This is a genomic window from Streptomyces caniferus (assembly GCF_009811555.1).
In the GTDB taxonomy this organism is placed as follows: domain Bacteria; phylum Actinomycetota; class Actinomycetes; order Streptomycetales; family Streptomycetaceae; genus Streptomyces; species Streptomyces caniferus.
Map to the genome: position 1 here is coordinate 98888 of NZ_BLIN01000001.1, position 18947 is coordinate 117834.

The following is an 18947-nucleotide window of genomic DNA, read 5'->3' on the forward strand; positions in this document are numbered from 1 at the left end:
TCCGGGCCGGCACGAAAGTTCGACTTCATGAGCGAGGAAGCACCGGCGGGCGACGCTCCGCACGGCGCCGGGACGGGCGACGCCTCGGACCCTGCACACGACCGCGCGCCCTCCACGCCCGAACGGCACGACGAGGAGCGCGACGGCCCGGTCAGCGAATCGCAAGCGCTGCACTCCCTGGTGAACGGCGGAGGCCACGACGACACGGAGCGCTCCGAGGCGGTGCGTGCGGGTGCCATCGCTGACCTCATCGCCGAGCGTCTCAACGCCGATACCGCCGGAACCCGGATCGGCACGCTGGCTCTCTTCAACGATTCCGTCAGCTTCGGTGGCGGCTTCATCACCGGCAGCCGCAGCGCGGCCCGTGCGTCGGGCGGCCCCGCCACGGTCACCCTCGATGATGCCGAACTCTCCGAATTCACCGAGCTGTACATCCACCCCGACTCGTACGACGAAGCCCTGGAACTCCTGCGCGAGCGCCATCTGCTGGTCCTGACCGGGCCACCGGGCAGCGGTCGCGAGGCTGCCGCCGTGAATCTCCTCGCGGAGGCGATGGCCATCAGCGGCACGAGCGGCGGTGCCTGCCACCGCATCCTCGACCCGACGGTCATCGCCGCACCCGGCTGGGAGCCGCCTGCCAAGAACAGCGGCTTCCTCGCCGTTCTCGACGACGGCCCGGCGGGCGCCGAAGCGTTCGGGCCGGCCGCGCTCCGCGGGCTGGCCGCAGCCGTGGCCGGGCTCAGGGGCGCACGGAGTCATCTCGTGCTGATCGGCGGTCACGAACTCGCCGTCGCCGCCTCCGGCACCGACGGGGTGGCCTGGCACCACCTGTCAGGTGTCGACCCGGTGGCTCTGGTGAAACGCCGGGTACTCGGACACGGCCCCGAGCCCAGTAAGGAAGAAGAGCTGCACGACCTGCTCGAGTCGGCCGGTGCGACGACCGCCCTGCGCGAGCGCCCCTCGGCCCGGCACGCCGCCCGGCTGGCCTCGGTCATCACGGCCGACGGCGATCTGACGGCCGAGGTCGCCGCACTGCGGGACCCGAGCGACCAGGTGCACGCGTGGTTCAGCCTCCACCACGAGCCGGAGGCCATCGGATTTGCCCTGGCCGCAGCGGTGCTGGAGGACAGCAGTTACCTCACGGTCTCGGATGCCGCCATGGCGCTGCGCAACGCCCTCGCCCCTGCCGGTGACGCGCCCCCGGACGTCCGCTTCCGCGATCGCCTCGGATATGAACAGCCCTGGATCGAGCTGACCTTCAGTGGGCGGAGCGCGCCGGCGGGGCCTGCGCGCGTACGGTTCCGCAGCTCGCTGCTGCGGCAGGTGGTGCTCGCCTACGCCTGGACGACGCTCGACGGGCGCCGTGAGGCCGTACTCGCCTGGCTGCGCCGCTTGCTCACTCATGCCGACCTCGAGGTGCGGGCGCGGGCCGCCGTCGCGGCCGGCGTACTGGCCTGGGCCGATCACGACTACGCGGTGCACCGCTTCCTGAAGAGCTGGGCGGGCAGCACCTCCTGGCCCGTACGGCAGGCCGCGGCGACCGCACTCGGCCTGGCCGGCAGCAGGCCGGAAGCGGCCGACGCGGTCTGGAACCTGCTGCACGCCTGGGCGCGCGGGGGATCCTCCGCATACGAACGCAGGCTGGCCGGAACGGCAGCCAATGCCGTCGGCGGCCTGCTCGGCCGGGCCGCACCCGAGCGCGCACTGGACGTGCTGCACGACGCACTCGACCGCAAGGACGACTGGGGCACGCTCACCCCCGTCGCGTGGGGCGGGGTGCACCTCCTCCACCAAGGCCGGGCCGGTCATGTGCTGGAGGCGTACCTCGACTGGTCCGCCCCGCAGGACCTCTCGCCCATGGTGGTCAAGACACTGTCGGCGTTCGTCTTCGCGGCCTCCCAGCCGTACGAGGAGACCGCACGGGACGCCGCCGGGACCGTGGACGGCGCCGTGGCCGGGGTGCCGCTGCTGCTCAGTGTGCTGCCCGCGCACAACACGCGGCTCGCCGAGCTGTGGGCGCGTGCGCTGGCCCGTAAACCGGTCCAGGACACGGCACTCGAGGCGCTCCACAGGTGGGTCGACGACTACGCAGACCGCTGCCCCGGTTCCCTGGACGCTATCCGTGACCTGCTGGTGGACATCGCGCACCGGCCCGGCAAGCACCGTGAACGGCTCCTGTGGTGGCTGGAGAAGTGGGCGAACGACCGGGAGCGGCCCTCCCGCCACGCCGCGGCTCTGCGCCACGCCGTGGAGCGGGCGGTTTGACCGAGCGCGGCGCAGGCCGCAGGGACAGCCCTCGGCCTACAGGGCGACCCGCACGACGCAGCGGAGGAGAACGGTGGAGGAGCTGACCTACGACCCCGTGCTGGACAGCCAGACGGTGCCGCGATGGCGATTGTTGAATCCGCTGCGGCCGCCCGCCCCGGGAAGGGCACTGGTGCTGGTACCGGACAGCGGTGTCGCGCTGACGGTTCACCCCGGTGAGGAGATTCCCGATGCCCGCTTCGGCACCTATCAGAGCGTCTTCACCGTCGATCTGACCGAGCACCGCCTCGTCCTGGAGATCGCGCTGCTCAGCAGGGATGCCACGTTCTCCTTCCGCAGCCGGGTGGACGTGGTGTGCCGGGTCGCCGACCCCGCCGAGGTGGTGGCACGCGGCATCCGGGACATGAGCGGTGCCCTGTACGGCCACCTCCGCAGGATGCTGCGCCAGGTGTCGCGTGACTACGACATCGGTGAGTTCCACGAGGCGGAGGAGGCACTGAACCGTGCGGTCCGCGACGTCACCGGTGATTCCGCCGTACGGCTGCGCAACATCCATGTCGAACTCCTGGTGGACGAGGACGAGATCGCCGCCAGCGGCCGTGAGTTCCGTGATGTCGTACGGGAAACCCGGCTGGACGGGATGCGCCGCAAGCGCCACCTGGACATGATCCGGGACGACGGCGTCGAAGGAATCATCGCCGAGATCATGGAAAGGGAGGGCCCCCGCGCCGCACTCGCCTGGATCGAGAAGGGTGAGGCCGAGAAGCGGGAGGCACGCCTCCAAGCCATGCGGATGGTGTTGGAGCGCGGCGACGCCCACCGCGAACCCTTCGAGCAGACCGAGCTCGAGCGTGCCGTGGTCGAGGACGTGCTTGGCGACGGTGAGGGGCCGTTCGGCGGAGTCCGCCGGGGCCGGTTCAGGGGAGCCCTCGCCGCGGGCACGAGGTCCGAGCCCCCGGAGCCCGAACGGCCGGCCGAGGATGAGGAGTCGCCGAGCCGCGGCGCCTTGCGCGGCGAAGTGGTTCCGCCGCGTCGTGACTCCGCGCCTCCGGAGGATGAACCGGTTCCCCCGCGGCGCACCGCCTACGAGTCCGCCGCCCGGCCCTCGTCCGGTTCGGCCCCCTCGGACTCCGCAGCGGCCAGGCGCGTCAGCCGGGTGCGTGGCACAGCCAAGCGACCGGGCGGCGGCACCGGCCGGAGCGGGGGTGAACGGCGATGACGGCACCCAGGAGCATGGCGGGGCCCCCGCCGCGTCCCGCGGACGGTTCCGCGGACGCGCGACCGTCGCCGGATGATCCGGCCGAGCCGCCACGCGCCGCCAGGCGGGAGAGCCGGCCGGCACCGCCACAGATGATGTGGCACCAGGGGAGGCCGGGTCTCCAGTCGCTCGTCGTGTGGACCGAGCGTGTGCCGGGACGCGGCGAGGACGCCGAACCCTTCGTCGCACATCACTTCGGGGCGCAGCAGGGCATGCTCGCGGTCTTCGACGGCTCCGGTGGCGCGGGCTCCTCGCCCGCCTGGCAGGCGCCGGACGGAGAGACACGGACCGGCGCCTGGGTCGGTTCACGGGTGGCCCGGCTGGCTGCCGACTGCTGGTTCCACGATGTCGTCGAGCGCGGTCAGGCCGATACGCCCGAACAACTCACGCAATACCTCAAGTACTTCCTGTCCAAGGCACCGCAGCGGCGTAGCAAGATCGTGGGAACGATGCGCCGCCGACTGCCCACCACGCTCGCGGCCGTGCAGTACCAGATGCGCGAGCAACATTCCATCGAGTGTCAGGCGCTCTGGGCCGGAGACTCCCGCGCCTACACACTGCAGCCCGGCGCCGGGCTACGCGTCCTCACACGCGACCACACGCAGGAGAGCGATGCGCTCGAACTACTGCGTTCGGATCCGCCGATGACCAACTCCATCTGTGCGGACCGGGAATTCGTGGTGGATGTCCAGCGCAGGTCCTTCCAGCTTCCGTGTGTGTTTCTGGCGGCCACCGACGGCTTCTTCGGATACGTCCATACACCGGCAGTATTCGAGTACGTACTGCTCAGCACCCTGATGCAGGCGGACAACGAGCTCGAATGGGCCGACCTGATTCGCCGTGAGGTCCAGGGTTACACCGCGGACGACGCCTCCATGGCTCTGATCGCACTCGGTTACCAAGACGTGAGGCACCTCCGCGGTGCCTTTGCGGACCGGTATGTCACCGTGCGCGATCGCTACGTACACGGAAGGCCCCAGGGCACCGACCTGACGGAGAGAATCCGCGGCTGGCAGGACGACACCTGGCGCTCCTACCGCGCCGACTACGAGACGTTCCTTCCACCGCTGCCGGAGGAGCAGGCATGAAGAACGGGGATGTGATCGCGGGCTACCGCATCATCAGCGAGCCGACCAATGCCAATGGCGGCAAATGTATGTGGGCGTTTGCGGAGAAGGACGGCCAGCAATTCTTTCTGAAGCGCTTCCTGGAGCCCAAACGGCCTCGCGAGGGCTCCACGGCGAGCGCGGCCAGCCGGCGTATCCGCCTGGAAGTGTGCGAGGAGTTCGAGAACCGGCACCGCACCATCATGAAACGGCTGCGCCCCGACGCCCGGGGCGGCGGCAATCTCGTCCTCGCCAAGGACTTCTTCCACGAGGGCAGCACGTACTACAAGGTGACCGAGCGGATCGACACGTCCACGCTGGAGAAGCCCCAGGCCCTGGAGCCCCGCCAGAAGGCGGTGCTGCTCAAGACCCTGGGGATGAGCCTGCAGCAACTGCACGACATCGATGTGGTGCACGGTGATCTCAAGCCGCTGAATGTGCTGGTGCAGAAGCGGGAGGGCATGGCCTTCCACACGGCGAAGTTGATCGACTTCGATGACGCCTATGTGTCCCGTATGCCTCCTGGGCCCCAGGACATCGCCGGGGACTCGCTCTACGGCGCTCCGGAGTGGCGGAACTACGTCCAGGAGGAAGGGTCCGTCCTGCCCGAACACCTCACGACGGCGGTGGATATCTTCGCTCTCGGGCTGATGACGCACTACTACCTGACGGGTGCGACACCCGGGCACGCCGCGCAGTACGGCTCCCCTGCTGACGCGGTCAACGCGGGCGAGGAGCTGACGATCGACGCGCGCCTGTCGGATTCCATGCGCGGTCTGATCCGGGCCATGACGACGCGGGAACCGGGCCGCCGCCCGCGGATGGCCACCTATCTCAACGCGCTCAAGGACCCTCAGGTCTGTGCGCTCCAGCACCGGCGGCCCGGTACCTCGAAACCGATGGATGCGGAGCCGGCCGGTACGGGCCCCGTGACAACGCCCACGGAACCGGGTCAGGCAGCACCGCGCACCAGCCGCATCCGCGCCAACCTCACGGGCGGCAGGAGCCCGCGTCCCACGGCCGGCGCGTCCGGTCCCGCTCCGGCACCTGCTCCCGCTCCCGCTCCCGAACCCGAACCCACGACGGCCCCGATGCCGCCGAAGAAGCCCGAGTCCCCCGCGCGCAGGACGTCCAGGGTGCGGATCAACCTGGGCGATCGCCGCAAGCCGTAACGCAAGTACAAGGAGGCACCACATGAACGCGAACGCCGAGCAGTATCAGGGGAATCTTCAGTACGCGGTCGACATCGTCCTGTGCATCGATGCGACCGCCAGCATGTTCCCCGTCCTGGACTCGGTGAAGTCCAGTTCGCTGCAGTTCCATGACCGTCTCCATGACGTCATGGCGAAGAAGGGCAAGGCGATCAGCCAGCTCAGGCTGAAGGTCATCGCCTTCCGTGACTTCGGCGACGACCCGTCCGACGCCATCGAGCAGACGGACTTCCTCCAGTTGCCCGCTCAGTCCGAGGCGTTCGAAACCTTCGTCCGGGGGATCGATGCCAAGGGCGGCGGCGACATCCCGGAGTCCGGCCTCGAAGCACTGGCTCTCGCCATCAACTCGCCCTGGGAAAAGGGACTCGACCGGCGACGGCACGTGGTCGTGATGTTCACCGACGCACCGGCCCACCCGCTGGGCACGGCAGGGGCCTCGGCGCAGTCGTACCCCTCATCGATTCCGCGCAGCATGGACGAACTCTTCGAGCAGTGGGGGTATGCGCGCAGCCAGAGCGCGGTGATGGAGCAGTCGGCGAAGCGGCTGGTGCTCTTCGCGCCCGAGGACAGCCCGTGGTCGGACCCCATCGCCGAGGAGTGGGACCTGACCTTGCACTTCGAGTCCAAGGCGGGAGAAGGGCTTGAGGAATTCGAGATGGACGAGATCATCGAAACCATTGCGAACAGCCTGTGAAACTGGAGCTGCCGGGTTGTGAGCTGAACGTATCCGAGGGACTGCTGAAATTCAGCTGGCGAGGTTTCGCCTGGCTGGAGGTACTGATCGACCGCTGTGTCGCCGTGAGGTTCCGACCGCGCGGGCAAGACGGCAGCCAACAGCTCGTATTCCAGTTCCGACGGGAAGATCAGGAATCCGGCGGCACCGTTGTGGCGTTGGCCGAGGTCCCGCCCGAATTCTCCGCACCGGCCCAGCAGTTTGTGGCGGCCCTCGGGCGCGAGTACGGGATCAGGAGCGTGACGCCGGAGGAGACGGAGGAGGAGCCGCTGACCCGGGTCCCCTCCGCCGTCCAGGACTGGCTCGTCTCCCCTGCGGGTGCTCCTGCCGAGGAGCTCTACGCGGAGGTGTTCCACCGGATCGAAGCGGAACCGGCGTCCTAGGCGCCGGGGGAAGGGAGAGGGGTGTCGGGGGCGAACTGGCGGTGTACGGCATGCGATACGTACAACGATCCCGGTCTGACGGCGTGCGAGGCCTGCGAGACGAAGCGAGGTGTTGCCGCGGGGCCCAGCGCATCACGGTCCGGCTCCGCTGTGCCTACGTCCGCAGCGCGAAGTGCCGCGAAGCCGTCGAAGCCGGCGGTCAAGCGGCCGGCAGCCGCCCGGCCGTCGGCCGACTGGCAATGCCGTCAATGCGATACGAACAATGCCCGGAGCGATCTGTCCTGCATCGTGTGCGGGACAGGATGGAAGGCGGCGAAGAAGACCGCGCCCAAGCGGCCGTCGGCCAAGAAGCCGGCCGCCAAGAAGACCACCGCCAAGCCGTCCGGCACGGGGAGTGCCGGTGCCCGGAAGAGCACCTCGACGCCCCGGCCGAGGAGCGGTACAGGCGCCCCCCGTCCTTCGGCACCCCGCAAGAGCACCAGCACCGGCGGACGGAGCGCCCCTCCCCGGGTGGCAGAAGGCGAAGTCTTCTACCCCTCGGCGGCAGCACACGGCTACACCCCCACCGCCCCGGCTCCTCCTCCTGGCATGACGCCACCGCCCGTCCCGCCGCCTCCCCCTTGGACTACCGCGCCCGGCTACCGCCCGCCCTCTTACAAGGCTCCGAAGTCCGGGGGCAAGGGCGCCGGGTGCGTCTTGGGAGTCCTGCTCCTGCTCGCTTTTCCCCTGCTGAGCAAGGCCTGCGACGCCCTCTCCAGTGGGATGAGCGGACCCGGGTCAGCATCCGCCGGGAGCGGTCCGTCCTCGTGCCCCGAACGGATCGCTTCGTCCCTGCCGGGCGGTGACGGCGCAGCACTGGTGAAGGCGTTCCGCACGAAGAACAAGTCGATCACTCTCTGCCGCACCGAGGACGACAAGCTCTTCTACTACGGGGAGTTCACTGATCACCGGGAGCCCGGGATCGCCATGCCGGCAACGAAGTCCTCGGGCGGCTACGAGGCCCACAACGGCCCGTACCGCTACCGCATCCACGGCGGATCCGTGACGATCTATCAGTCGGGCCGGCGCATCGGCCAAGAGAAGCTCACGCCCGTGTCGTCCCCCTCGTAGGCCGTCGTCCGAAGTCGCCGGCGGGGACCGCACCAACCGGAGTCAACGGCGGAACGCCGGCCGGAGTCCTCCACGCCTTGCGGTACTTTTATTGACCGTCAGGACGTTGAAGGGTCAGCAGCCCACTCATGCAAGAGCGATTCGACACCAGCGGTGGGACACGACCCTCCGATACCGAACTGGTCCAGCGCATCCGTGCGGCAGCCCCGTCCGGCGGCCGGGCGGCGGACGCTCCGTTCGGCACCCCGGCTCCGGACGGCCCGGCCCGGGAGGGACAGGAAGCCCTCCACGAGTTCCACCAACGGCATTACGCGGCCGTGCTGGCCTCCGCCCGTGACTGCTGCCGCTCGTCCCAGGCCGCGGCGGATCTGGCGAAGGAGGCCATCGGCCACGTCCTGCACTCCCCCGGTCCGGAGGAGGGCGCCGATCCGGACTGGCGGGCCGCCCTGCTCGCGGCGGTACGCCATACCGCCGCCGCCTGGTACCGCACCGCCCGGAACACCGAGCTGCGGGACGACTTCGCGGCCTGGCTGGCCGCCCAGCCGGCGGAAGGCCCCGCGGCCGGCGCCCGGCCGGCCGGCGCCGGCGGCGTGCCCCCGGCCGGCCCGAGCTTCTCGGGGACGGTCCCGTCCGCCGCCCCGGACGAGCCCCGGCGGACGCGGTTCTCACCGGCGCGGATCACCGTGCTCGCGGTCGCCGTGGCCGTCCTGGCCGGTGTCGCCATATCCGTCGGCCCGCTGTCCGGCTCGGAGCGCGACGAGGCCGCGGCCGGGCGCCGCGACCGGTCGGACCACGCTTCGGCCCCCGCCACGGACCAGTCGCCGTCGGCGTCCGCCAGGAGCTCGGCGACCGCTTCCCGTTCGCCCTCGGGCTCCCCGTCCCCCACGCACAGCAAGAAGCCGAAGCGCCCGAGCGCCCGGCCCTCGTCGCCGCCGAAGCCGTCGCACTCGCCCCGCCCCGGCCCCGCGGACAAGCCGCCGGCCGGCCACACCGTGCCGCTGGGCACCCGGCCGTGGAGCTCCCAGAAGTACAGCTTCGCGCCGTTCAGGCCGGACAGCAGCATCGACGGGCACCCCCTCAATATCCAGGGAGCCCCCTACGCCCAGGGGCTGGGCGCGCACGCCTACAGCGAGATCGCCTTCGACCTCGGCGGCTCCTGCTCCGCCCTCACCGTGGATGTGGGCGTCGATGACGAGGTGGGCGCGAACGGCTCGGTGGTCTTCCAGGTCTTCCGGGACGACACCAAGGTCGCCGACAGCGGGCTGATGACCGTCGACCAGCCCGCGAAGCGCCTCACCGCGGATCTCTCCGGCGGCAGCCAACTGCGGCTCGTGGTCACCGACGGCGGCAACGGGAACGACTCCGACCACGCCGACTGGGGCGCCCCCCAGATCACCTGCCGCTGAGCGGCCGTCCAGCGGTCCGCTCAGGGCTTCCCGTCGTCGGACCGCGGAGCTCACGCGGGGGCGTGGCCCACTCGGAGCTCCGCCCACCGAGTGATGCCGCCCGCGTGGATCCGCGTGCCGCACTCGGCCGCCAGGGCGGTGACGATGCCGAGCCCGCGGCCGTGCTCGTCCGCGCAGGGCTCGACGGCCGGCCGTCCGGCCGCCGCCGCGGGCCCCGCGTCGGTGACCTCGACGCGCAGGGCGCCGGTCCCCTCGGCCCCGGCCCGTGACAGCCGCAGCACTGCCGGCGGCAGGGCGTGGACGACCGCGTTGGTGATCAGCTCCGAGATCACGAGGAGCGCGTCCTCGGTGAGGTCCGGTGCCAGGTTCCAGTCGGCCAGGACCGTACGCGCCCGCCGGCGTACGACCGAGACAGCCTCGGGGATGTGCGACAGCGGCCAGATGTAGTCGGCCGCATCCCGAACCACCGCGTCAAGCTGTGCCGTCATGCCTCCTCCTCCGAAGGCCCCTGCCGGCTGGACGCCGGGCTTGAGAAGGACGCTATGGGCGGACGGTGGGGGCGGTCAATGAACAGCGGTCGGCATTACCGAACGCCAGCCGCGGCCGGGATCATCCCTCGGGGCAGGCGCCGACCACAGGACTACGCTTGCCTCATGGCCGGCCCGGTCCAATCGATCGAACGGGCGGCAGCGATCCTGCGTCTGCTCGCCAGCGGGCCCCGTCGCCTCGGACTGGGCGAGGTGGCCGGATCGCTGGGACTGGCGAAGGGCACCACCCACGGCATTCTGCGCACCCTGCAGAACATCGACTTCGTCGAGCAGGACCCGGCGACCGGCAAGTACCAGCTCGGGGCCGCGCTGCTGCACCTGGGTACCAGCTACCTCGACGTGAACGAGCTGCGGTCCCGCTCCATCAACTGGGCCGACGCCCTGGCCGCCCGCAGCGGGGAGGCGGTCCGGCTGGGCGCGCCCCTGGAGGGCAGGGTGCTCATCGTCCACCACGTCTTCCGGCCCGACGACACCCTCCAGACCCTGGACGTGGGCGCGCTGCTGCCCGTGCACGCCTCCTCGCTCGGCAAGGTGCTGCTGGCCTTCGGCAACATGCCCGTGGAGCCGGCCGTGGAGGCCGGGCTGGAGGCGTACACCCGGCACACGCTGGTCGCCCCGGAGCGCCTCGCCCGGGCGCTCGCCGAGATCCGGGAGCTCGGGTGGGCCGCCGAAGTACAAGAAATGATCACGGGCGAGGCCGGCATCGCCGCGCCCATCCGCGGCCACGGCGGCCTCGTGGTGGGCGCGATCGGCATCTCCGGCACGGTCGAGCGGATCTGCGACTCCGCAGGGGTCCCGCAGCCAGCCCTGGTCACCCAGGTCCGCCACGCCGCCCAGGCGATCTCCCGAGATCTGGGGGCCGCCCGCTGGTGAACCCCTCCGCCCTCGGGCACCGCAACGGAAGGCTGATCATGGTTGAGCGGTATGTGATGTCCATCGACCAGGGCACCACCTCCACCAGATGCATCCTGTTCGATCACCAGGGGCGGCTGGTGTCGGTCGCCCAGCGGGAGCACCAGCAGCACTTCCCCCGGCCCGGGTGGGTCGAGCACGACGCCGTCGAGATCTGGCACACCCTGCAGCGCGTGGTGCCGCACGCGCTCTCCGACGCCGATGTCCGCCCCGAGGAGGTCGCCGCCATCGGGATCGCCAACCAGCGCGAGACGACCGTGCTGTGGGACCGGCGTACGGGCACCCCGCTGGGCAGGGCGATCGTCTGGCAGGACACCCGTACGGCCCCGCTGGTCGAGGAGCTCAGAGACCGGCCCGGGGACGAGTTCTTCGTCCGGCGCTGCGGCCTGTCCCCCTCCACGTACTTCTCCGCCCCCCGGATCCGCTGGCTGTTCGACCACGTCGACGGGCTGCGGCAGCGCGCCGAGGACGGCGAGGTGCTGTTCGGCACGATGGAGAGCTGGCTGATCTGGAACCTCACCGGCGGACCGGACGGCGGCCTGCACCTCACCGACGTCACCAACGCCAGCCGCACCATGCTCATGAACATCAGCACCCTCGACTGGGACGAGGAGCTGCTGGAGTTCTTCGGGGTCCCCCGCCCGATGCTCCCGGAGATCCACTCCTCGTCCGAGACCTACGGAGCCGCCCGTTCCGTCCTCCCGGGCGTCCGTATCAGCGCGGCGCTCGGTGACCAGCAGGCCGCACTGTTCGGACAGACCTGCTTCGCCCCCGGCGAGGCGAAGTGCACCTACGGAACCGGCAGCTTCCTGCTGCTCAACACCGGCACCGACCTCGTACGGTCCCGGCACGGACTGCTCACCACCGTCGCCTACAAGATCGAGGACCGGCCCGCGGTCTACGCACTCGAAGGCCCGATCGCCGTCACCGGCGCGCTGGTCCAGTGGTTCCGCGACCGGCTGGGGCTGATCAACACCGCCCCCGAGATCGAGACCCTCGCGCGCGCCGTCGAGGACAACGGCGGCTGCTACGTCGTCCCGGCCTTCTCAGGCCTCTACGCGCCGCACTGGCGCAGCGACGCCCGCGGGGTCATCGTCGGCCTCACCTCGTACATCACCAAGGAGCACCTGGCCCGAGCCGTGCTGGAAGCCACCGGCTGGCAGACCCGTGAGGTGGTCGACGCCATGAACGCCGACTCCTCGCTCGCCCTGAAGGTGCTCAAGGTGGACGGCGGCATGACGTCCGACAACCTGCTCATGCAGTTCCTGGCCGACGTGCTCGACGTGCCCGTGGTGCGCCCCATGGCCGTCGAGACGGTCTCTCTGGGCGCCGCCTACGCCGCCGGGCTCGCCGCCGGCTACTGGCCCGACCTGGAGGTGCTGCGCCGCAACTGGCACCGGGCCGCCCAGTGGCTGCCGGACATGGACCCCCAGCGGCGGCGGTCGGAGTACGAGAACTGGAAGCGGGCAGTCGAGCGCTCGCTCGGCTGGATCCGGTCGCCGGACCCGCCCTGACGGCTCGTTGTACGGCTCGGACCGCGGCGTCGCGAGCGCCGGATGCACCGGGCGCAGCGCCCTCCCCTCACCCCTCGTCCGGAGCCAGCCGCAGCGAGACCGAGTTGATGCAGTACCGCTGGTCGGTGGGGGTGGAATACCCCTCGCCCGCGAAGACGTGCCCGAGATGCGAGCCGCAGCGGGCGCAGCGGACCTCGGTGCGGACCATGCCGTGGCTGCGGTCCTCGATGAGCTCGACGGCGTCGGTGTCCTTGGGGTCGTAGAAGGACGGCCAGCCGCAGTGGCTCTCGAATTTGGTGTCGGAGCGGAAGAGCTCGGCGTTGCAGGCGCGGCAGGAGTAGACGCCCGCGGTCTTGGTGTCGGTGTACTCACCGACGAAGGCGGGCTCGGTGCCGGCCTCACGGAGCACCTGGTACTCCGCGGGGGTCAGCTCGGCGCGCCACTGCTCGTCGGGCTTGTCGATCTCGTACGGCATCTGGGTCCTCCTCAGCTCAGCTGCCCAGGCGGGACAGGATGGCGGGGCCGAGGTCGGTCACATCGCCCGCGCCCATGGTGAGAACAAGGTCACCGGGCTTCGCCATTCCGGCGATGACGTCCGGGACGGCGGCCTGGTCGCTCTCGGGGGTGACCTCGGCGCCGGCGGTGCGCGCGGCGTCGACGATCAGGGCGCTGGTGATGCCCGGGATCGGGTCCTCGCGGGCCGGGTAGATGTCCAGGACGACGGAGGCGTCGGCGAGGGCGAGCGCCTGTCCCATCTCCGTGCCCAGCTCCTGGGTGCGGGAGAAGAGGTGCGGCTGGAAGACGACCAGCACGCGGGAGCCCTCGGCGGCGCCGCGGATGGCCTCCAGGTCGGCGGTCATCTCCGTGGGGTGGTGGGCGTAGGAGTCGATGACCTGCACTCCGGCCGCCTCGCCCTTGAGCTGGAGGCGGCGCTTGACGCCGGTGTACTTGCCGAGCGCGGAGGCGAGGTTGTGCGGCGCGAGGCCCAGGGCGACGCCGGCGGCCAGGGCGGCGACGGCGTTGTGGGCGTAGTGCCGGCCCGGGACGGAGACCGTGAAGGTGAGGATCTTTCCGCTGGTCAGGGTGACCGTGACGTCGCTGGTCAGGCCGCGGGGGTTGACCTTGAGGATGCGGACGTCGGCGTCCGGGGACTCGCCGTAGGTGACGACCTCGATGTCGTGGCGGCCGGAGATCTTGGCGGTCAGCTCGCGGGCGCCGGGGTGGTCGGCGGCGATGACCAGGGTGCCGCCGGGACGGATGCGGCCGACGAAGGTCTCGAAGGACTCGTAGATCTCGTCCATCGAGGCGTAGTTGGCGTGGTGGTCCAGCTCCACGTTGAGGATGATCGCGACCTCGGGGGCGTACTTGTGGAAGCTGCGGTCGCTTTCGTCGGCCTCGGCGACGAAGATCTCGCCTGAGCCGTGCTCGGCGTTGGAGCCCGGGGCGTCGAGGTCGCCGCCGATGGCGTAGGACGGCTTGAGGCCGAGGGCGCCGAGGGAGACGGCGAGCATGGAGGTCGTGGTCGTCTTGCCGTGGGTGCCGGCGACGGCGATGGGGCGCAGGCCGTCCATGAGGGAGGCGAGCGCGTCGGAGCGGTGCACGACCGGGATGCCGCGCTCATGGGCGGCGGCCAGCTCGGGGTTGTCCGGGCGGATCGCGGAGGAGACGACGACGCTGGTGGCGTCGGCGGCGAGGTGCTCGGCGGCGTGCCCGATGTGGACGGTGGCGCCCTGGTCGCGGAGGGCCTGGGCGGTCGCGGAGTCCTTCGCGTCGCTGCCCGCCACCTGGGCGCCGCGCTGCGCGAGGATCTTGGCGATGCCCGACATGCCGGCTCCGCCGATGCCGATGAAGTGCGGCCGGTCCATCGAGGCTGGGATGGCGGGTGCCATGGGTGGGTCTCCCTGATCGTCGATCATCGCGAGCGGTGGTGCTGTCCATGATTCTCGCACCCGGCACCGACAGGGCCGGTCCGCGGACCCCGGCCGGGCGCGGGATGCCGCCCGGCGCGCGGCGTTCAGCGGCGGATCAGGCCCTGTGCGGTGGCGGCGGCGACCGCGGAGGTGCGGGAGTCCACGCCCAGCTTGGCGTAGATGTGGACGAGATGGGACTTGACGGTCGCCTGGCTGAGGAAGAGCTGTTTGCTGATCGCCGCGTTCGACAGACCGTCGGCGACGAGCTGGAGGACCTCGGTCTCCCGGCGGGACAGGGCGGTGGCGGGGGCGCGCATCCGGTCCATGAGGCGCAGCGCGACGGTGGGGGCGAGCGCGGACTTCCCGGCGGCGGCGGTGCGTACCGCAGCGGCCAGCTCCTCCGGCGGGGCGTCCTTGAGGAGGTAGCCGGTGGCGCCGGCCTCGATGGCGGCGAGGATGTCGACGTCGGTGTCGTACGTGGTCAGGACGAGGACGCACGGGGCGCCGGGGCGGGCGGTGATCGCCGCGGTGGCCCGGGGGCCGAGCATCCGGCCGCCGAACTGGAGGTCCATGAGGACCACGTCGGCCGCGAGCCGCGCGGCGAGGTCGACGGCCTGCTCGGCGGTGGGGACGTCGGCGACGATCTCGAAGTCGTCCTCGGTCTCCAGGACGGCGCGCAGGCCGGCGCGGACGACGGGGTGGTCGTCGGCGAGCAGCAGCCGGATGGGGGTGCCGGTCGCGGTCACGGGGCGGCCTCCGGGGTGGCGTCGGGCGCGGCGGCGGGGGTGGGCAGGGTGACGGCGACGGCGGTGCCCTCCCCGGGGGCGGACTCCACGACGAGGGTGCCCTGGAGGGCGCGGGCCCGGGCGCGCATCGCGGCGAGGCCGAAGCCGGTGCCGTCCGCCGCCGCGGAGCCGGGGGCGGGCACCTCGTCGGGGACAAATCCGGCGCCGTCGTCGACGACGTCCAGCGCGACCTCGGTGCCCATGTAGCTGAGGGTCAGCTCGGCCCGGCCGGCCCCGGCGTGCCGCACGGTGTTGGCCAGCGCGGACTGGGCGATGCGCAGCAGGGCGACCTCGTGCGTGGTGGGGAGCGCGGTGGGCACGCCGGAGACCTGGCAGTGCACGGCGAGCGGGGAGGTACGGGCCGTGGTGGCGCAGAGCCGCTCCAGGGCGGCGGGCAGCGATCCGGCCGCCAGGTCGGGCGGGCTGAGCGCGCGGACGAAGCGGCGCGCCTCGGCGAGGTTGCCGACGGCGGCGGTGCGGGCCTGCCGGACATGGCCGAGGGCGGTGTCGGGCCACTGCGGCAGGGCGCGCTCGGCGGCCCGCAGCAGCAGCTGGATGCTGGACAGGCCCTGGGCGAGGGTGTCGTGGATCTCGCGGGCCAGCCGCTCGCGTTCGGCGAGCACCCCGGCGGCGTGTTCCGCGGCGGCCAGTTCGCTGCGGGCCGCGGTGAGTTCCTCGATGAGCCGGCGGCGCTGTTCGCTCTCCCGGTAGAGGGCCTCGTAGCCGAGGACGACGGCGACCGCGACGGCGGCACCCAGGGCGGGGCCGAGCACCGTGCCGACGCTCAGGGTGTGGGTGTGCCGGGCGAATCCGGCAACGGCGGCGACGGTGGTGGCCGCGACGGCGGGCAGTGCCGCGCGCAGCGGCAGCAGGTGCAGCTGGACGAAGAACAGCGGGAAGGCCAGCCAGACGCCGTCCTGGGTGAGGGCGAGCAGCACCAGCCAGAGCAGGGCCACGGCGGCGAGCCAGAGGGCGGCGGCGCCGGTCGAGCCGCGCAGACGGGGCAGCCGGGGGCCGAGGGCGTACACGGCGCACAGCGCCACCGCGGTGGCGGTCACGGCCGGGGCGTCCGGGGCGTGCCCGGCTAGGGCGCGTACGGCGGCGAGCGCGAGCAGCGCGGCCACCATCAGGTGCAGGCAGCAGCGCAGGACCCGCAGGACGGGGGTGAGGGAGTGGGCGGTCCCGGTTTCTTCGGTCACGGCCCTCCCAGGCTAAGTGGCCGCCCCACCTGCGGCATCAACCAAAGGGTTGACAGCGGACCGCACCTTTCGATCCGCGCGGACCACTCCCCGGCGCGATGTCCGCGACCCTCCCGGGAGGCGACGGTGGGGTCCGGCCGCCGGGCAGTGGAGTCCGGCGCCCCGACCCGAGGAGGGCATCGCCGGTGTTCGTCGCCTGGAGGGACCTGAGATTCGCCAAGGGACGGTTCGCCCTGATGGGCACCGTCATCGTGCTGATCACGGTGCTGGTGGGACTGCTGTCGGGCCTGACGGCGGGCCTGGGCCGGGAGAACACCTCGGCGATCACCGCGCTGCCCGCCGACCACCTGGTGTTCTCGGCGCCCGCCGACGGCAGGGACGTCGCCTTCACCGATTCGCGGCTGACGGAGCGGACCGTACGGGCCTGGGCGCGGGTGCCGGGCGTACGGCACGCCGACCCGCTGGGGATCGCGACGACGAAGGCGCAGGCGGGCGGCCGGACCGCCGCGGTGGCGGCGTTCGGGGTGCGGCCGGGGTCGGCGCCGGCGCCGGCCGGGGTGGGTGACGGCGCGGTGGTGCTGTCCGCGAAGGCCGCCTCCGCACTGGGGGTGCGGGCCGGGGACACACTGACCCTGAGCGGCCGCACGGTCCGGGTCGCGGCGGTGTCGGGCACGGCGATGTACAGCCACACGCCGGTGGTCTGGATGTCGCTGGAGGACTGGCGTCGGCCGGCTGCGGGCGACGCGGGCCGGGCCGCCCGCAGCGGACCGGACGCCGGTGGGGGCGGCCCGTCCGGCGACGCTGCCGGAGCGACCGTGCTCGCCCTCTCCACCTCCGGTACGGCCGGCCTGGCCACCGCCGACAAGGCGCTCGGCACGCGGACCGTCGGCACCGACGACGCCCTGCAGGCCATCGGCTCGTTCGCCGCCGAGAACGGCTCCCTGCAGCTGATGCGCGGCTTTCTGTTCGCCATCTCCGCGCTGGTCATCGGGGCGTTCTTCACGGTGTGGACGATCCAGCGCGGCGGCGATGTCGCCGTGCTGAAGGCACTGGGTGCCTCGACCGGCACGCTGCTGCGGGACGCGCTCGGCCAGGCCGTGGTCCTGCTGGTGGCCGGGACCGGCCTGGGCAGCGCCGTGGCGGCCGCGGCGGGCGCGGCGCTGGGCGGCACGGTGCCCTTCGTGCTCGCCCCCTCCACCGTGCTGGTCCCCGCCCTGATCATGATCGCGCTGGGTGCCGCCGGCGCCGCGCTCGCCATCCGCCGCATCACGTCCGTGGACCCGCTGACCGCCCTGGGAAGTGCCCGATGAGCCTCGAACTGACCGATGTCACCCTCACCTACCCCGACGGCGATACCCGGCTGACCGCGCTGGACGACGTCTCGCTGACCGTCCCCGCCGGAGGTCTGACCGCGGTGATCGGCCCGTCCGGGTCCGGCAAGTCCAGCCTGCTCGCGGTCGCCGCCACCCTGATCTCCCCGGACCGCGGACGGGTGGTGATCGACGGCACGGACACCGCGGGGCTGGGCCGGGCCGCGCTGACGACGCTGCGCCGCACCGCCATCGGCACGGTCTTCCAGCAGCCGAACCTTCTGCCCTCGCTGACCGCCGCCGAACAACTGCAGGTGATGGCCCATCTGGACGGCCGCTCGCCCCGTACGGCGCGGGCGCGGGCCCGGGAACTGCTGGCGGCGGTCGGCCTGGACGGGCAGGCCGACCGGCGGCCGCATCAGCTCTCGGGCGGCCAGCGGCAGCGGATCAACATCGCGCGGGCGCTGATGAACGAGCCCGCGGTGCTGCTGGTGGACGAGCCGACCAGCGCCCTGGACCACGAGCGGGGCGCCGCGGTGCTCGATCTGCTGGTCACCCTCACCCGTCAGCGCGCGACCGCGACGGTGCTGGTCACCCATGATCCGGCGCATCTGGAGGCCGCGGACGAGATCGCCGAGGTGCGCGACGGCCGGCTGCGCCCCCGGCCCGTCGCCCGCCCGTGACCGGACGGGCCGGACCGGGGCCGGGCGGACCGGCCCTGGGCCAGGGCCGAGGGGCCGCTCAGCCCCCTGCGGTCCCCTGGGGCTGGTCGTCCGCCGCGTGGGAGAACAGCTTGAGGACCGGGACGCCGACCTTGTGACGGGCGCGGGAGGCCCAGTCGCGGTGGAAGAACTCCTCCACGAAGTGCGGGGTGGTCAGCACGATCACCTCGTCCGCGGCCGTCTCTTCGACGACGGAGCGCAGCAGGTCCAGCGGATGGTCCTCGACCACCTGCCCGACGGCCTCCGCGCCGGTGGCCCGCAGCGCCTCCACCGTGTGGGCCAGGGCGAGCTCGGCGGGGGCCTCCGCCCGGGCGCCGCCGGGCTCCTCCCCCTCCCGTACGGCGTCGTCGAACTCACCGAGCGCGACGTCGTCGATGGCCCGTAGCAGAACATCCTGCTTGCCGCGAGGCTGCATGAGCACGACGAACGAGATCCGGTCATCGCCGTGCAGGGTGGTCACAAACTCCACATCGGCGGGCGTCAGTGGCTTCTCGATCATCAATACGCTCGTGAACACGACGGACGCCCTTCTTCTCTTCGGAGGCGCCGCACGGAACGGAGCCCGACGGACACCA

At 72.0% G+C, this 18947-nt stretch carries 18 protein-coding genes; 12 read left to right on the forward strand and 6 right to left on the reverse strand.

What is annotated here, in order from left to right; translation table 11 throughout:
• Positions 1 to 27 precede the first annotated feature (27 nt).
• The 8 genes from Scani_RS00415 to Scani_RS00450 all read left to right on the forward strand — a co-directional run bounded on the left by Scani_RS00415 (position 28) and on the right by Scani_RS00450 (position 9472).
• Positions 28 to 2265, forward strand: coding sequence for a hypothetical protein (locus Scani_RS00415; protein ID WP_159468867.1), 2238 nt, complete (start codon positions 28 to 30; stop codon positions 2263 to 2265).
• A 73-nt stretch (positions 2266 to 2338) separates the two neighbouring features.
• On the forward strand, positions 2339 to 3484 hold the full coding sequence (locus Scani_RS00420) for a hypothetical protein (RefSeq protein ID WP_159468869.1): 1146 nt from the start codon (positions 2339 to 2341) through the stop codon (positions 3482 to 3484).
• A gap of 173 nt (positions 3485 to 3657) precedes the next feature.
• Positions 3658 to 4611 carry a PP2C family protein-serine/threonine phosphatase gene (locus tag Scani_RS00425; RefSeq protein ID WP_159468871.1) on the forward strand — a complete coding sequence of 318 codons (954 nt, stop codon included), beginning with the start codon at positions 3658 to 3660 and terminating at the stop codon, positions 4609 to 4611.
• Entirely contained in the window at positions 4608 to 5801 is a 1194-nt protein-coding gene (locus Scani_RS41620) for a protein kinase domain-containing protein (protein WP_167538006.1), read from the forward strand. Before Scani_RS00425 ends, Scani_RS41620 begins: the two co-directional genes overlap by 4 nt.
• 22 nt (positions 5802 to 5823) lie before the next feature.
• The gene (locus Scani_RS00435) at positions 5824 to 6534 is read left to right on the forward strand and encodes a vWA domain-containing protein (protein WP_159468873.1); all 711 of its coding nucleotides are present in this window, start codon (positions 5824 to 5826) and stop codon (positions 6532 to 6534) included.
• 197 nt (positions 6535 to 6731) lie between these two features.
• Positions 6732 to 6956: a hypothetical protein gene (locus Scani_RS00440; RefSeq protein WP_159468875.1), complete on the forward strand. Its 225-nt coding sequence runs from the start codon at positions 6732 to 6734 to the stop codon at positions 6954 to 6956.
• A gap of 696 nt (positions 6957 to 7652) precedes the next feature.
• Complete coding sequence (locus tag Scani_RS40375) at positions 7653 to 8066, forward strand: hypothetical protein (protein ID WP_218039148.1); 414 nt, start codon at positions 7653 to 7655, stop codon at positions 8064 to 8066.
• A gap of 128 nt (positions 8067 to 8194) precedes the next feature.
• Positions 8195 to 9472, forward strand: coding sequence for an NPCBM/NEW2 domain-containing protein (locus Scani_RS00450; RefSeq protein WP_159468879.1), 1278 nt, complete (start codon positions 8195 to 8197; stop codon positions 9470 to 9472).
• A 50-nt stretch (positions 9473 to 9522) separates the two neighbouring features.
• Here the strand turns inward: Scani_RS00450 and Scani_RS00455 are convergent, their stop codons facing one another.
• Positions 9523 to 9960, reverse strand: a complete 438-nt coding sequence (locus tag Scani_RS00455) for an ATP-binding protein (RefSeq protein ID WP_159468881.1) — start codon at positions 9958 to 9960, stop codon at positions 9523 to 9525.
• Positions 9961 to 10125: 165 nt separating this feature from the next.
• On the opposite strand from Scani_RS00455, the gene Scani_RS00460 reads away from it, so the two are divergent.
• Together Scani_RS00460 and glpK are read left to right on the forward strand one after the other, a co-directional pair.
• Positions 10126 to 10893 (forward strand): IclR family transcriptional regulator, encoded by a 768-nt coding sequence (locus tag Scani_RS00460; RefSeq protein WP_159468883.1) that lies wholly within the window; start codon positions 10126 to 10128, stop codon positions 10891 to 10893.
• Between the two features lie 38 nt (positions 10894 to 10931).
• On the forward strand, positions 10932 to 12446 hold the full coding sequence (gene glpK / locus Scani_RS00465; protein ID WP_159468885.1) for a glycerol kinase GlpK: 1515 nt from the start codon (positions 10932 to 10934) through the stop codon (positions 12444 to 12446).
• 67 nt (positions 12447 to 12513) lie between these two features.
• Here the strand turns inward: glpK and msrB are convergent, their stop codons facing one another.
• The 4 genes from msrB to Scani_RS00485 all read right to left on the reverse strand — a co-directional run bounded on the left by msrB (position 12514) and on the right by Scani_RS00485 (position 16340).
• Complete coding sequence (gene msrB / locus Scani_RS00470) at positions 12514 to 12921, reverse strand: peptide-methionine (R)-S-oxide reductase MsrB (protein WP_159468887.1); 408 nt, start codon at positions 12919 to 12921, stop codon at positions 12514 to 12516.
• 16 nt (positions 12922 to 12937) lie between these two features.
• Positions 12938 to 14335 carry a UDP-N-acetylmuramate--L-alanine ligase gene (gene murC / locus Scani_RS00475; protein WP_159468889.1) on the reverse strand — a complete coding sequence of 466 codons (1398 nt, stop codon included), beginning with the start codon at positions 14333 to 14335 and terminating at the stop codon, positions 12938 to 12940.
• Positions 14336 to 14460: 125 nt separating this feature from the next.
• Positions 14461 to 15102, reverse strand: a complete 642-nt coding sequence (locus tag Scani_RS00480) for a response regulator (RefSeq protein ID WP_159468891.1) — start codon at positions 15100 to 15102, stop codon at positions 14461 to 14463.
• Positions 15099 to 16340 (reverse strand): sensor histidine kinase, encoded by a 1242-nt coding sequence (locus tag Scani_RS00485; RefSeq protein ID WP_174872582.1) that lies wholly within the window; start codon positions 16338 to 16340, stop codon positions 15099 to 15101. The genes Scani_RS00480 and Scani_RS00485 overlap by 4 nt, the downstream gene beginning before the upstream one ends.
• A gap of 185 nt (positions 16341 to 16525) precedes the next feature.
• Between Scani_RS00485 and Scani_RS00490 the strand changes: the two genes are divergently transcribed.
• Positions 16526 to 17650, forward strand: a complete 1125-nt coding sequence (locus Scani_RS00490; RefSeq protein WP_159468893.1) for an FtsX-like permease family protein — start codon at positions 16526 to 16528, stop codon at positions 17648 to 17650.
• Entirely contained in the window at positions 17647 to 18333 is a 687-nt protein-coding gene (locus Scani_RS00495; protein ID WP_159468895.1) for an ABC transporter ATP-binding protein, read from the forward strand. Before Scani_RS00490 ends, Scani_RS00495 begins: the two co-directional genes overlap by 4 nt.
• Positions 18334 to 18391: 58 nt before the next feature.
• Here Scani_RS00495 and Scani_RS00500 read toward each other — a convergent pair whose 3' ends face one another.
• Positions 18392 to 18871 (reverse strand): indole-3-glycerol phosphate synthase, encoded by a 480-nt coding sequence (locus Scani_RS00500; RefSeq protein WP_159469335.1) that lies wholly within the window; start codon positions 18869 to 18871, stop codon positions 18392 to 18394.
• Positions 18872 to 18947 lie beyond the last annotated feature (76 nt).